8 protein-coding genes and 1 pseudogene are annotated in these 14,332 nt (G+C 70.0%); 7 read left to right on the plus strand and 2 right to left on the minus strand.

Features of this window, described 5'->3' with window-relative positions:
* Positions 1–61: 61 nt before the first annotated feature.
* Positions 62–1,381: a LysR family transcriptional regulator gene (locus OG230_RS14985; protein WP_443051554.1), complete on the minus strand. Its 1,320-nt coding sequence runs from the start codon at positions 1,379–1,381 to the stop codon at positions 62–64.
* A gap of 355 nt (positions 1,382–1,736) precedes the next feature.
* Between OG230_RS14985 and OG230_RS14990 the strand changes: the two genes are divergently transcribed.
* From OG230_RS14990 to OG230_RS15020, 7 genes and pseudogenes are all read left to right on the plus strand, one after another.
* Positions 1,737–3,455, plus strand: coding sequence for a thiamine pyrophosphate-binding protein (locus OG230_RS14990; protein WP_328910713.1), 1,719 nt, complete (start codon positions 1,737–1,739; stop codon positions 3,453–3,455).
* 2 nt (positions 3,456–3,457) lie between these two features.
* A pseudogene (locus OG230_RS14995) lies at positions 3,458–4,969 on the plus strand (asparagine synthase-related protein); the annotation flags it as partial.
* Between the two features lie 109 nt (positions 4,970–5,078).
* Positions 5,079–6,038, plus strand: coding sequence for an agmatinase (gene speB / locus OG230_RS15000; RefSeq protein WP_328910714.1), 960 nt, complete (start codon positions 5,079–5,081; stop codon positions 6,036–6,038).
* Positions 6,035–7,015 carry a clavaminate synthase Cs1 gene (cs1, locus tag OG230_RS15005; RefSeq protein ID WP_328910715.1) on the plus strand — a complete coding sequence of 327 codons (981 nt, stop codon included), beginning with the start codon at positions 6,035–6,037 and terminating at the stop codon, positions 7,013–7,015. The genes speB and cs1 overlap by 4 nt, the downstream gene beginning before the upstream one ends.
* Before the next feature lie 87 nt (positions 7,016–7,102).
* Positions 7,103–8,092: an RCC1 domain-containing protein gene (locus tag OG230_RS15010; RefSeq protein WP_328910716.1), complete on the plus strand. Its 990-nt coding sequence runs from the start codon at positions 7,103–7,105 to the stop codon at positions 8,090–8,092.
* A 57-nt stretch (positions 8,093–8,149) separates the two neighbouring features.
* Positions 8,150–9,130 carry an RCC1 domain-containing protein gene (locus OG230_RS15015; protein WP_328910717.1) on the plus strand — a complete coding sequence of 327 codons (981 nt, stop codon included), beginning with the start codon at positions 8,150–8,152 and terminating at the stop codon, positions 9,128–9,130.
* 93 nt (positions 9,131–9,223) lie between these two features.
* Positions 9,224–9,913 (plus strand): hypothetical protein, encoded by a 690-nt coding sequence (locus OG230_RS15020; protein ID WP_328910718.1) that lies wholly within the window; start codon positions 9,224–9,226, stop codon positions 9,911–9,913.
* Positions 9,914–10,000: 87 nt separating this feature from the next.
* Here OG230_RS15020 and OG230_RS15025 read toward each other — a convergent pair whose 3' ends face one another.
* Positions 10,001–14,161, minus strand: coding sequence for a NocE (locus tag OG230_RS15025; protein WP_328910719.1), 4,161 nt, complete (start codon positions 14,159–14,161; stop codon positions 10,001–10,003).
* Between the last annotated feature and the right edge of the window lie 171 nt (positions 14,162–14,332).

The raw sequence follows: 14,332 nt of genomic DNA on the forward strand, positions 1-14,332 counted from the left end.
ACCGTGACGGCCGGCCGCGGCAGGGGGAAGCTCCGCCGCGGCCGGCCGTCCCGTACCCCCGCTACCCGGCCTTCGTCCACCTGCGGTGCGGCGCCGGCCGGCCGGTGCTCCGACGGGCCGCGATGCCCGCACCGTGGAACTCGGTCTCGAACGCGTCCAGTTGACGCAGGAACTGCCGGGTGGAACTGGTCAGCGAGGTCCCCCGGGAGCTGCGCAGCAGCAGCCTGGCGCCCAGCCGGAACTCCAGCCGGTGAATCCGGCGGGTCAGGGCGGACTGGCTGATGGAGAGCACCGCCGCCGCCCGGTTGATGCTGCCGTGCTGGGCGACCGCGCGCAGCAGATGCAGATCCTCGACGTCCAGCTGCCCCGACTCCTGCGGCGACGGGGACTCCCCCGGTGTGTGCGCGGAGAGCCCTCCGGCGCGCGCCCCCGCGGGGGTGGCGCCCGCGTCCTGCCGGTCCAGCTGTTCCCCGTACCACTGCGCCCACCAGGGGTCGCGGAGCATGTCCTGATGGTGCTCGGCGAACCGTCCCAGACAGCGGGCCGTGAGCAGCGTGGCCAGCTGCTCGGCCAGCGCCCCCGGCACCACGGCCGGGTCGACGATCAGCGAGCAGGTGCGGCGGGGGCGCTCGACGACGGAGCGGCGTACCAGGTTCGGGGTGTGCACGGCCGGGCCCGTGGGTGAGCCCAGGCCGACGACGTCCCCCCGGTGCAGCATGCCCCGGACGACCGAGGACCCGGCCACCTGGAGCCGCGGGGGCTTGGGCAGGCCCGCGGCGTGGAAGACCCGCTCGACCAGCGCCTCCGAGCCGGGCCCGGCCTCACTCACCCAGTTCTCGTCCAGCAGGTCGGCCAGCGAGAGGGACGCGCGGTCGGCCAGCGGATGACCGGACGGCAGCGTGACCCACAGCGCGTCGTCCAGCACGTCGTAGACCCGCACCGCCCGGTCCACCGAGGCGTGCGGGGTGTCGAAGCCCCAGGTGTGCACGGCGTCCACGGTGAAGTCGGCCAGCTGCCTCAGCGCCCCGTGCGGGGTGTCGTGGCTGATGGACAGCAGCACTCCGAGCGTGGCCGACGCGTCCTCGACCACGTCCTCCAGGAGCGGTTCCGCGGACGCGATGGACAGCACGTCCGGGGCGTCCAGGGCCTCCGGTCCACTGCCGAATATCTCCGTACGGGCGGCCAGGTCGACCTGCCGGAAGAAGCGCCGCCCGGCCACGAGCAGCCGGGATCCGGCCGCGGTCAGCTGCGCGGAATGACAGCCGCGCCGCGTCAGCGCCAGGTCCACGTCCTTGTCCAGCCGGTCCAGTCGGCGCTCGACCGAGCCCTGCCGCAGACCGAGCCTCCGGGCCACCTCGGCGAGGTCTCCGCATCCCGCCACCGTGTCCAGAAGCTGCAGGTCCGCACGCGAAAAGGGAAACTGCGCCGGCGAGACGGGAACAGACGCCAAAACTCGCTCAAAAGGCACCGCGGACATCCTTTTTGATTGAGACCGACCGGCACCCGGGGTGCGGCGTCGCGGTGCTGGGCACGCACCCAGCCCCGCTCCTTCTCCCACCCCTCATGTGCCGGTCGGTCTGAAGGGCGGGCTTCCGCATCAGAGTTCGGGGCGCGTCACTCCCACCCGTCTTCGCCCTCTCTCCGGAGCCTCCTCGGATATCTGGAAGAGAGCGGGCGAAGAGCGGCGACCGTCACGGTTCTCAGGTCTTGCCCAACGCTGACCGACCAGGAGACCCATGTCCCGCGTATCGACCGGCCCCAAGAACGAACCGACAGCTGCCCACGCACTGCTGACCCGGCTGCACGAGCACGGTGTGGACAAGGTCTTCGGCGTCGTCGGCCGCGAGGCTGCCTCGATCCTCTTCGACGAGGTCGAAGGCATTGAATTCGTGCTCACGCGGCACGAGTTCACCGCCGGTGTCGCCGCCGATGTGCTCGCCCGGATCAGTGGCCGACCGCAGGCGTGCTGGGCCACGCTCGGCCCCGGAATGACGAACCTCTCCACGGGTATCGCCACGTCGATCCTGGACCGCTCGCCGGTCATCGCGCTGGCCGCCCAGTCCGAGTCCCACGACATCTTCCCCAACGACACCCACCAGTGCCTCGACCTGGTCGCCATCGCGAAGCCGATGACGAAGTACGCCGTCGAGCTGGAGCGCCCGTCCGAGATCACCGACCTGGTGGACTCCGCGGTGTCGGCGGCCATGACCGAGCCGGTCGGCCCCTCCTTCATCTCCCTCCCGGTCGACCTGCTGGGCTCCAGCGAGGGCATCACCCTCGACGGCCACCCGGCCGCCCGTACCCCCGCCAAGCCCACCGGCATGGTCGACGCCGACTGGAAGAGCGCCGCCGACGAGGCCATCGAGCTGCTGCGCGGTGCCGAGCACCCGGTCCTGGCCGTCGGTGCCGCGGCCATCCGCTCCGGCGCCGTGGACGCCATCCGCGCCCTGGCCGAGCGGCTGAACATCCCGGTCATCACGACGTACATCGCCAAGGGCATCCTGCCGCACGAGCACGAGCTCAACTACGGTGCCGTCACCGGCTACATGGACGGCATCCTCGGCTTCCCGGCCCTGGAGACCCTGTTCGCCCCGGTGGACGTCGTCCTCACCGTCGGCTACGACTACGCCGAGGACCTGCGGCCCTCGATGTGGGCCCGCGGCCAGGAGAAGCAGACCGTCCGCATCTCGCCCACCCCGAACCCGATTCCCCGGGTGTACCGCCCCACCGTCGACGTCGTCACCGACGTCCTGGCCTTCGTCGAGTACGTCGACGCGGCCACCAAGGACCTCGCCGCGAAGGACCGGCACGACATCGCCCCGCTGCGCGCGCGGATCGCGGAGTTCCTCGCCGACCCGACCGAGTACGAGGACGGCATGCGCGTCCACCAGGTCATGGACTCCATGAACGAGGTCATGGCCGAGACCGCGGGTGCGGGCCGGGGCACGATCGTCTCCGACATCGGCTTCTTCCGTCACTACGGGGTGCTGTTCGCCCGTGCCGACCAGCCCTTCGGCTTCCTCACCTCGGCCGGCTGCTCCAGCTTCGGCTACGGCATCCCCGCGGCCATCGGCGCGCAGATGGCCCGTCCCGGCGAGCCCACCTTCCTCATCGCGGGCGACGGCGGCTTCCACTCCAACAGCGCCGACCTGGAGACCATCGCCCGTCTCAACCTGCCGATCGTCACGGTCGTCGTGAACAACGACACCAACGGCCTCATCGAGCTCTACCAGAACCTCGGCCACCGTCGCAGCCACGACCCGGCGGTGAAGTTCGGCAGCGTCGACTTCGTCGCCCTCGCGGAGGCGAACGGCGTCGACGCGACCCGCGCGACCTCGCGCGAGGAACTGCTCGCCGCGCTGCGCAAGGGAGCCGAGCTGGGCCGTCCCTTCCTCATCGAAGTACCGGTCAACTATGACTTCACGACCGGTGGCTTCGGGGCACTGAGCATCTGATCATGTCTGCGCAGGAGTCTCCTGCCGCCTACGGATTCCTGGTCTCCGCCCAGCTGGACGGAGACCGGGTCCTCGGTGCGGCCCACGCCACCCAGGGCACGAGCACCGGCGTCCGGGAAAGTCTGCAGACGCAGACCGTCACCGCGTCGCTGGTCCATGCCCCCAACGTCTCTCCCGAACCCGCACTGGCCCGCGACGCGGACATCGCCGTGCTGGCCGTCGGCGAGATCTACAACGGGGACGACCTTCGGTCCGTCCTCCCGTCCGCGGACGCCGATACCGGCGACGCGCAGCTGTTGCTCCAGCTGTTCCACCGCTACGGAATCCATGCGTTCCGCCTCGTCAACGGCCGGTTCGCCGCAGTGGTCGCCACCGGCCAGAGCGTGTACCTGGCGACCGACCACGCCGGTTCCGTACCGCTGTACATCCGGCCGGGCCGCGGCGAGGTCTTCGCCTCGACCGAGGCCAAGACGCTGGCCAGACACGGCGGACCGATGGGCCTGCCGGTCCCGTCCGCCCGCCGGGTGCGGCGTCTCGCCGGGGTCTACCAGGTGCCGGCCGGCACGGTGCTGGCCATCGACCTCAAGACCGGCACCACCGATGCCCACCGCACGTGGGCCCCGGCGCTGTCGCGCCGCATCGTCGAGGAGGACGAGGCGGTCCAGTCGCTGCGCGAGGTCCTGGACACCGCCGTCCGTTCCCGGCTGGGTCCGGACGGGCCTCCGCTCGTGGTGCTCTCCGGGGGCATCGACTCCTCCGGGGTCGCGGCGCTCGCCCACCGGGCCGCCGGCGCGCTGGACACCGTATCGATGGGGACCGAGACCTCGGACGAGTTCCCGCAGGCCCGCGTCGTGGCGGAACACCTCGGCTCGCACCACCGCGAACTGACGCTGCACACCTCGGACCTGCTCGGCCGGCTGCCGCACACCGTCTGGTCCGCGGAGTCGCTCGACCCGGACATCATCGAGTACCTGCTCCCGCTGAACTCCCTCTACGGGACGCTCAAGGGGCCGCAGCGCCGCATCCTCACCGGGTACGGCGCCGACATCCCGCTCGCCGGGATGCACCGCGAGGACCGGCTGCCGGACCTCGACTCGGCGGTGGCGTACGACATGGCCACCTTCGACGGTCTCAACGAGATGTCCCCGGTGCTGTCGACGATGTACGGGCACTGGACCACGCACCCGTACTGGGACCGTGAGGTCCTCGACCACCTGGTCTCCCTGGAGGCCGGGCTCAAGCGCCGTTACGGACGCGACAAGTGGGTGCTGCGGGCCGCGATGGCCGAGCTGCTCCCGCACGAGACGGTCACCCGGCCGAAGCTCGGCGTGCACGAGGGTTCGGGCACCACCTCCGCCTTCAGCCTGATCCTCACGGAGCACGGCGTACCGGAGGAGTCCATACCGGTCGCCAAGCGCCAGGTCGTACAGGAGCTGTTCGACCGCACCGTCGTCAAGGGCGAGCACCCTGACCACGTCTCCACCTGGGACGTGGTCGGCGAGGTGGCGGACCAGCTCAAGGAGCGCCGCTCCGTGCCGTCGTCGCGACGGCCGGCCGGGTCGCCCCAGCTGCACGCCGCACCCGTGCCCGGTCACCGGCCGGCCCAGGAAGGGGAGTGAACCAGTGCAGCGCATCGATTCGCACGTCTCGCCCCGTTACGCGCAGATCCCCACGTTCATGCGGCTGCCGCACGACACCGAACCGAGCGGCTACGACGTGGTGGTCATCGGCGCCCCGTACGACGGTGGCACCAGCTACCGTCCGGGCGCCCGGTTCGGTCCGCGCGCCATCCGCAACGAGTCGGGGCTCATCCACGGGGTCGGCATCGACCGCGGCCCGGGCACCTTCGATCTGATCAGGTGCGCGGACGCCGGCGACATCGACCTGACGCCGTTCAACATGCACATCGCCATGGAGACGGCCGAGCAGCACCTGCGGGCGCTGCTCGCGGACAACGCCGCGTTCCTGATGATCGGCGGCGACCACTCGCTGACCCTGGCCGGTCTGCGGGCGGTCGCCGACCAGCACGGACCGGTGGCGGTGGTGCACCTGGACGCGCACTCCGACACCAACCCGGCGTTCTACGGGGGCGAGTTCCATCACGGGACACCGTTCCGGCACGCCATCGACGAGAAGATCGTCGACCCGTCGGCCATGGTCCAGATCGGCATCCGCGGCCACAACCCGAAGCCGGACTCGCTCGACTACGCCCGCGGGCACGGCGTCCGGATCGTCACCGCCGACGAGTTCGCCGAGAACCCGGTGTCCCGGACGGCGGACCTCATCCGCGAGCGGGTCGGCAAACGCCCCGTGTACGTCTCGGTGGACATCGACGTATGCGACCCGGCGTTCGCCCCGGGCACCGGCACCCCGGCCCCGGGAGGACTGACCTCCCGCGAAGTCCTCGCGCTGCTGCGCTGCATCGGGGACCTCAAACCGGTCGGCTTCGACGTCATGGAGGTCTCCCCGCTCTACGACCACGCGGGGATCACCTCCGTCCTGGCCACCGAGATCGGCGCGGAACTGCTCTACCAGTACGCCCGCGCCCATCGCCCCAGAAGCGAAGGAGACAACGCACCATGACCGATCCGATCATCGACTGCACCCGTGACGGCGATCACCTCCGCGCGCTCACCGCCCAGTTGCCGAAGGTCCCGCGCGCCGACCTGTACGCCTTCCTGGACACCGCGAAGCAGCAATCGGTGGAGCTGCCCGCGCACCTGGGTGCCGCGCTCGACGAGTTCAACGCCGACGGCAACAACGACGGCTATCTGCTGCTGCGCGGACTGCCGGTGGACCAGGGCGACGCCCTGCCCCCGACCCCCACCAGCACCCCGGCCCCCGTGGAGCGCGGGCTGCTGTCCATGGAGGCGATGCTCGCGCTCATCGGGCGCAGACTGGGACTCCACACGGGCTACCAGGAGCTCCGCTCCGGCACCGTCTACCACGACGTGTATCCGTCGCCGGGTGCGCACCACCTCTCCTCGGAGACCTCCGAGACGCTGCTGGAGTTCCACACGGAGATGGCGTACCACGTCCTCCAGCCCAACTACGTGATGCTCGCCTGCTCCCGCGCCGACCACGAGCGCAAGGCGAAGACCCTCGTCGGCTCGGTCCGCAAGGCGCTGCCGCTGCTCTCGGACGAGGTGCGCACGCGCCTCTTCGACCGCAAGATGCCGTGCATGGTCGACGTCGCGTTCCGCGGCGGGGTGGAGGACCCGGGGGCGATCGCCGAGGTCAAGCCGCTCTACGGCGACGAGAAGGACCCGCTGCTGGGGTACGACCGTGAGCTCCTCGCTCCCGTGGACCCCGCCGACAAGGAAGCCGTGGCGGCGCTGTCCGCGGCTCTCGACGACGTGACCGAGGAAGTCAGCCTGGTCCCCGGTGACGTCCTCATCATCGACAACTTCCGTACGACGCACGCCCGTACGCCGTTCTCGCCGCGGTGGGACGGCAAGGACCGGTGGCTGCACCGCGTCTACATCCGTACCGACCGCAACGGCCAGCTCTCGGGCGGTGAGCGGGCCGGCGACGTGATCTCGTTCAGCCCGCGCCGCTGATCTGTCCCCCCACGGGACGGGCCGGCCCCTCTTCCGGGGGCCGGCCTTCGCGATGCCTGGCCACCTCTACCCGACAAGGACCTTGATATGCCGCGCACTTCACTCATCCGTTCCAGACCCTCGCTGCGACTGGCGGGCGCCGTCGGGGCGGGCCTGCTGATCGCCCTGGCCGCCGCGCCAGTCCACGCCACGGCCGGTACCGCCACCCCGGCGGCCACGGGCACCGTCCTCGCCTTCGGCGGGGAGGACAACTGGGGGGAGACCGACGTCCCGGCCGAGGCGCTGTCGGGGGTGACCGCCATCGACGGCGGCGACATCCACAGCCTCGCCGTCAAGAACGGCAAGGTGATCATGTGGGGCAGCTGGGGCTGCTCTCGGCCGGCCGCCGGCTGCAGCACCAACAGCATCTACGTGCCTGCCGAGGCCCAGTCCGGCGTGACCGCCGTCGCGGGCGGAGAGGACCACAGCCTCGCCCTCAAGGGAGGCAAGGTCATCGCCTGGGGCGGCAACGTCGCCGGCCAGCTGAACGTCCCGGCCGAGGCCCAGTCCGGGGTGAGCGCCATCGCCGCCCACGATGACCGCAGTCTGGCGCTCAAGGACGGCAAGGTCATCGCCTGGGGCGGCTCGAACCTCAGGGGAGAGCTCGACGTACCGGCCGAGGCCCAGTCGGGGGTGACCGCCATAGCCGTCGGAGACTTCCACAACCTGGCCCTCAAGGACGGCAAGGTCATCGCCTGGGGCGGCGACAACTACTGGGGCCAGAACACCGTCCCGGCCGAGGCCACCAGCGGAGTGACCGCCATCGGCGCAGGGCTGTACCACAGCGCGGCGGTCAAGGACGGCAAGGTCATCGCCTGGGGCGACTCGCGGTACAACCGCATCAACGTGCCTACCGAGGCCCAGTCGGGGGTGAGCGACGTCGCCGTCGGCGGGGGCCACACGTTCGCCCTCAAGAGCGGCAAGGTCATCGCCTGGGGCGGGGGCTCCTACCCCGGCGCCACCAACGTCCCGGCCGCCGCCACTTCGGGCGTGGTCGCGATCTCCTCCGGATCGGGCCACGGCCTGGTCCTCAAGTAGAGGACGCGCGCCGGTCACTCCACTCGTCACATCACTTCGAACTCCAAGGAACCTGATATGCCGAGCACTTCGCAGAACCGCACCCGCTCTCCGCTGCGCCTGGCGGCAGCTGTCGGGGCGGGCCTGCTGATCACCCTGGGCGCCGCACCGGTCCACGCGTCGGCCGGCACCGCCGCCGCGACCGGCACCACCCTGGCCTGGACCGCCGGCGAGAACAACTGGGGGGAGGCCACCGTCCCCACCGAGGCACTGTCGGGGGTCTCCGCCATCGACGGGGGCGACTACCACAGCCTCGCGATCAAGAACGGCAAGGTCCTCATGTGGGGCACCTGGGTCTGCTGGCAGGTCACCGACTGCACGACGAACAAGATCTACGTCCCCGTCGAGGCGCAGTCCGGTGTGACCGCCGTCGCCGGCGGATACGACCACAGCCTCGCGCTCAAGGGCGGCAAGGTCATCGCCTGGGGCAGCAACGCCAGCGGCCAGCTGAACGTCCCGGTCGAGGCCCAGTCCGGCGTGACCGCGATCTCCGCCAGCGGCGACCGCAGCCTGGCGCTGAAGAACGGCAAGGTCATCGCCTGGGGCGGCCCCAACCTGGGGGGCGACCTCGATGTGCCGGTGGAGGCCCAGTCCGGGGTGACCGCGATCTCTGCGGGACACTCACACAATCTGGCGGTCAAGGACGGCAAGGTCATCGCCTGGGGCGGTGACAACTACTTCGGGCAGAACAACGTGCCCGCGGCGGCCACCACCGGGGTGACCGCCGTGGCGGCCGGGTTCGCGCAGAGCGTGGCACTCAAGAACGGCCAGGTCATCGCCTGGGGCGACACGCGGGAGGGCCGTACCACCGTCCCGACCGAGGCCCAGTCGGGTGTGACGGCCATCGCCGCCGCCAGCTTCCACAGCCTCGCGTTGAAGAACGGCAAGGTCATCGCCTGGGGCGGAAACGGTCCCGGCAGCAATTACGTCCCGGCCGCCGCCACGTCCGGCGTGACCGCGATCTCCACCGGATCCGGCCACAGCCTGGCCCTCAAGTAGAAGGAACCCCACCCCCGATTCCAGGACGGCGGACCCGGCCACCGAACCGGTCCGCCGTCCTGTCATGTTCCGGCCCTGTAGGAGACTCGTCCCATGACTTCACGCTTACGCCGCCGGTCCGGCCAGGCCGCATCCCTGCTCTTCGTGTTCCTGCTGGCCGGGGTCGGCGCCTGCTCCGGCGGCCCGAGTCAGAGCAAGCTCAAGGGGATCGCCACCTCGGACGAGGTCCGGAAGAAGCGGGAGCGCGCCGAGCGCGAACTGCGGGCCCGGGCCGAGGAGATCGGCACGGCGTCCCCGTGGGGCCCGGTCCTGCGTACCACCGTGGTGGACACCTGCGCGCGGGGCGGCGGCAAGAACCACCTCGACCCGAATCCTCAGGAACAGCCCGCCATGACCTGCGGGATGCGGCTGCACCTGTACTTCGTCGTCGACCGCCCCGTACCGGAGGTGCTGCGGGAGCTCCGGACCATGAAGACCCCCACCGTCTGGAACGAGGGCTCGGTCAGGACCGCCCTGCGCTACTACGAGGAGAAGACCTACGAGAGTCCGCACGCCTACCGGCCGGGCATCGGGAGCCTCACGGGAGGGGAACAGCTGTCCTGGGACGTGCCCGGCGACAACGAGAAGCTGAAGACCCCGGACCCGTGTGCCACCGGCAGGACCATCTACAGCAGCTGCACCTCGGAACCCGCGGATGTCACCCTGGCCGGCCTCCGTGAGCGCGGGGGCACGCTGTTCGAATGGACCCTGAACGCTGGCTACCACACCGTTCCGAAGGCATAGGAAAGCGGAAAGCGGACAGCCGGCCGGGGAATGCTCCCCGGCCGGCTCACTCACTCACTCACTCACTCACTCGGATACTGCGTACCGCTAGACCCAGCCGTCGATCGTCCACTCCATGGCGTCCGCGTACAGCCGGGCGCCCCCGATCTTCGGGTGGAAGGACTGCGCCGAGAGGCCGTAGGAACTCAGGATCGGCCAGTCCTTGATCGTGTTGTCGCTGTCGGTCAAGGTCTTGACCATGCCGTGAATGCTCTCCGGGTTACCACAGACGCCCTTGCCGTCGAAGTTCGTCGTGGGGTCGGAGAACCGCGCGTCGATGCCCCTGCTCCGGGCCTGCAGCGCGGCGTCCTTCATCTCGCTGGTGAGGTGCGCGGCGATGAAGTTCAGCCAGTCGTTGGACTCCTTGGAGAGTCCGAGCGGACCGAGCCGCAGACAGCCCGCGTCGCCCGAGATCAGCTTCGGGTAACCCATCAGCATGATCTTGGCGTTGGGCGCCTCGCCGTGAATCCGGTCGATCGCGGCGCCGATGTCCGTCTTCACCACCTGGGTGATCAGCAGAGGCAGCGCCTCCTGCATCTCGCGTCCCTGGTACGGGCCGTCCCGGTTGGTCTCGATCGTGCCGTCGCCGTCGACGTCACGGTCGATCTTCGGCTCGTGCGACTCGAACGCCTTCGTCTCGCAGCTGCCCGATCCGAACGAGATCAGGCACTTCTGGATGACGTCGGCGAAGCGGGAGTCGTTGCCGCCGATGGAGATCGTGACCAGGCTCGTGTTCTGGTCCAGATACCCCTTGTCGATCTGCGGCAGCTCGCCGTTCTCCGGATGCTTCAGGATGTTGTACGTCCGCGCACCCGAGCAGGCGATCAGGTGGTAGTCCATGCTCGCGTCCCAGCTGTCCGCCAGTTCACCGACGGACGCGAACGCCCCCGGAGTCTTGGCCTGGCGCGACCAGGTCTTCTTGGAACGGTGGCAGGCGTTGCGGGTCTCCTCGTTCAGCGGATCCCGGTAGTTGGTCTCCTTGTAGTAGTCCGCGTTGCCGTCGGAGGCACCTTCGCCCGAGGAGAAGGAGTCACCCATGGCCACGATCTGGTGCTTCGGCTTTCCGGGCAGCTTCTGGAACGCGACGGAGTCCCAGGCCACGTCCTCCCCGGTGCCGCCGTCCTTGGTGTGGGTCGACAGGGAGACCGAGGGCGTGCCGGTGAAGCGGAAGACTCCCAGGCTCACCCAACGGTTCTCACGGGTGCGCTGCGGCACCACACGCACCGGCGACTCGGAGTCCGACCCGCCGACGACGTAGGCGGCCTGCCTGGTGTGCGCGCCGTGGTCCGGCATGTGCACCAGGACCCTGGTCCAGCCGATGTTCGACTCGCCCAGCGTCCACTTGCCGGTGGTGAAGAGCCGGCCGCCGTCCGTCGTGGTCTTGTCCCTGGTGTGGGAGAACCAGAAGTGGTTGTTGTCACCTGCCCCGATCTGGTGCAGGTCCATCTTTCCTGGATACGTGCCGTTCGACGCGGTGAAGGTGAACTGGAACGTCCCCGCCGATGCGGACTGGCCGCAGGTTCTGCTCGCACTGCCCGCCGGTTCCACACCGCGGGGGATGTCCTCGACGATCTGGGACCCGACCGGCAGGCCGCCCAGGTCGCACTGCGGCGGATACGAGTTCGCGTCCGGTTGTTCGACATAGGTGTCGTTGAACCGATGGACGGCGTTGCCGCACATCGCGAGGAGTGTGCAGTCCTTCCACTCCACCGAGGTGTTCCACCAACAGTGCAGCCAGTGCGGGTTGGTGTCCTTGTTCCCCTCGTCGAGGGTGCAGGCGCCCTGGCCGGTGTCGTTGGAGTCACCGTCACCGATGCGGCCCGAGTAGCAGTCGTTGTTCTCCATGGTGCAGAACAGGTCGATCGGCGGCTTGGCCATCGTGCGGTAGCCGTTGTTGGTCCACCACGCGGGTCGGTAACCGGCCTGGATGTCACCGGGGCCGAACAGCGCGGCGATCGGCCGGGCGGCCCAGCCGATGACCTTCTCCTGGTACGGCCAGTGCTGCGGGTTCGCGGCGTGCGAGTAGTCGTCCCCGCCGTCCGCGTTCTCCAGGAACGGGGTGCGGTTGTACTTCCAGATGGGGTTGGCCGGGTTGTTGGTGAAGCCGACGCCCCAGTGGTCGTCGCCGCCCGCGGGGTCGCCACCCTTCTCGTAAAAGCCCGAGTTGTAGGCCCACAGCGCGAAGAACCAGTTCTCGATGTAGCGCGGGTGGCCGTTGTTGACGGTCAGCCCGGTCTTCGCGGTCTGGTTCCACTTCTCGATGAGGATGTTCGCACCGGCGGCGATGTTCGCCGTGTAGTCCAGTGCGACGGCCTCCTGCTGCGTCTTGCTCAGCGTGACGCCCTGGTCGGCGAGGCGCATGCCGTCGGTGACCTGGGAGATGCCGTAACCGCAGTCGGCGTCGCCCCAGTTGATCAGCCACGGGTCCGTCTGCTCACCGTCGGGGGCGTAGTCGACACCGTAGAAGTTCCCGATCAGGGAGTTCGCGGTGACACCCGGGACGGCGAAGCGGGTGGCCTGCCACATGTTGGATTCCTGCGCGGTGATGCCGAGCAGGACCTGTGACGGGACGTGCCAGTCGTCGGTGCGGTCCGGTACGCCGTTGGTGTCCCCGTACATCAGGTCCAGCGGGAAGAGGGACTGCGGCTGGTAGGCCGCCATGCCCGTGTTCTTCCAGTTGGCGGCACGGGAGACGTGCTTGTTGAGCGTGCCAGCGACCGTCTGGTTCACCGCCCACTCCACCTGGCGCGGAGTCGGCTGGAACGCCTGCTTGCGGACGTCGTTGCGCGGTACGGCGCAGGTGCGCTCGGCCTCGACCGGGTCGGTGGGCGAACCGGCGAGCACCGTGGCGCCCGACGCGGTGGAACCCGCCGACTTGGCGGTCTTCGAGGTCTTCGCGGCCTTTCCGCCCCCGGGCAGCGCGGGGGACGTCGCGGTCCCCGCGGCCTGCTCCTTCACGCCCCCGAGCGGCTTGCCGCCCGGCAGCGCCTCCAGCGACGCCGTCTTGCCGGTGTCGAGCATGCGCAGCTCGGTCCGGACCGTACGGGCCTCGCCCTCGCCCTCGGCACGGACGGGCGACTTCTTCCCCGGCGCCCACACGGTACCCACGGCCGTCTCGCCGCGCGTGGAGATCCGGGCGTCCTTGTCCAGGTCGCCACGGTTCTTGACGCTGCTCGGCAGCTTGCCCTCGGTCTTCGCCTCGCCCGTGACGTACACGGTGCCGTCGGCGGAGGACGCCAGGTCCCAGCGCGTCAGTTCGCCGCGGACCAGCGTGGCCGGCCGGGCGTCGCCGCTCCTGATCTGCTGGGCGCTCACCCGCTGGGCCCGGCTGTCGCCCTCGTCGGTCTTCTTCTTCGCGGAGCCGGGTATCCGCTCGATGTACGTGACACCCCCGTCGCCGTCGGCGCGCAGCTGGAAGGGGACGCTGCCCGTACGGGCGATCGTCTTCTTCCTGCCGTCCTTGCCGATCCTGACCAGCCGCGCTCCGTCGGCCGCCACGATGCCCTGCGCCGTCGGCACCGCGGAGGTCACCTGGCCGTCGAACAGAACCGGCTTCGCGGCCTTGCCGGCGGCGAGGTCGACGGAGACGAGGCGGGTTCCGGACTTCTTGTCCCCGTCGTGGGAGAGCTGGGTGAAGACCGCGTTCTCACCCGTACCGCAGCCGGGCGAGAAGTACGCCAGTGCTGCCTGGTACGGCAGCTTGGTGACCTTCCCCGACTCCAGGTCCACGACGGCGGTGAACGCGCCGCGCACCATCAGTTCGGGCTTGTTCGTGAACGTACGGGGCGCGTAGGCCACCGCCGCCAGCTTCCCGGACTCCGAGACACAGGCGTTCCCGATCCAGGCGTCGGCCTCGAAGCCCGGCTCCGAGAGGGTGGCGGCGGTCTTCCACTCGTACCCCTTGGCCGCGTCGGCCACGAGCACGTGGAAGCCCTCCGCATCCCCGGAGGTGGTCCATGCCACGTCCTTGGAAGCGGTGTATCCCTCTCCCTGCACGGCTGCGCGCCGCTGCGGGGGAATGGCCGCGACCGGCTGCTCGCCGTCCTTCGCCGCCTTGTCGGCCGACTGGGCCGACCATCCCTGCGCCGCCCCGTCCGGGATCTTGGGATCCACGGCACCGGCCTGCGAGGGCAGGGTGGCGATGAGCGCGACCGCGGTCCCTGCCACCACCAGCCCACGCGCGCGCCGCTGTCTGATACTTCGTTTCAAGGTGCGTTTCCTAGTCTGCTCGGCAAGAGCCGGAGCACACACCGTTCGGGGGCCCCGGCCCGGTGGCGCACGAGGGCCACCGCGGGCCAGTGCACACGGGCAATCTCTCTCCCAACTCTCCCTGGCATCCCACGCGTTGGAGCTCCACAAAGTCGGGCATCCACTTCCGGA

It is taken from the genome of Streptomyces sp. NBC_00234 (assembly GCF_036195325.1).
GTDB lineage: Bacteria > Actinomycetota > Actinomycetes > Streptomycetales > Streptomycetaceae > Streptomyces.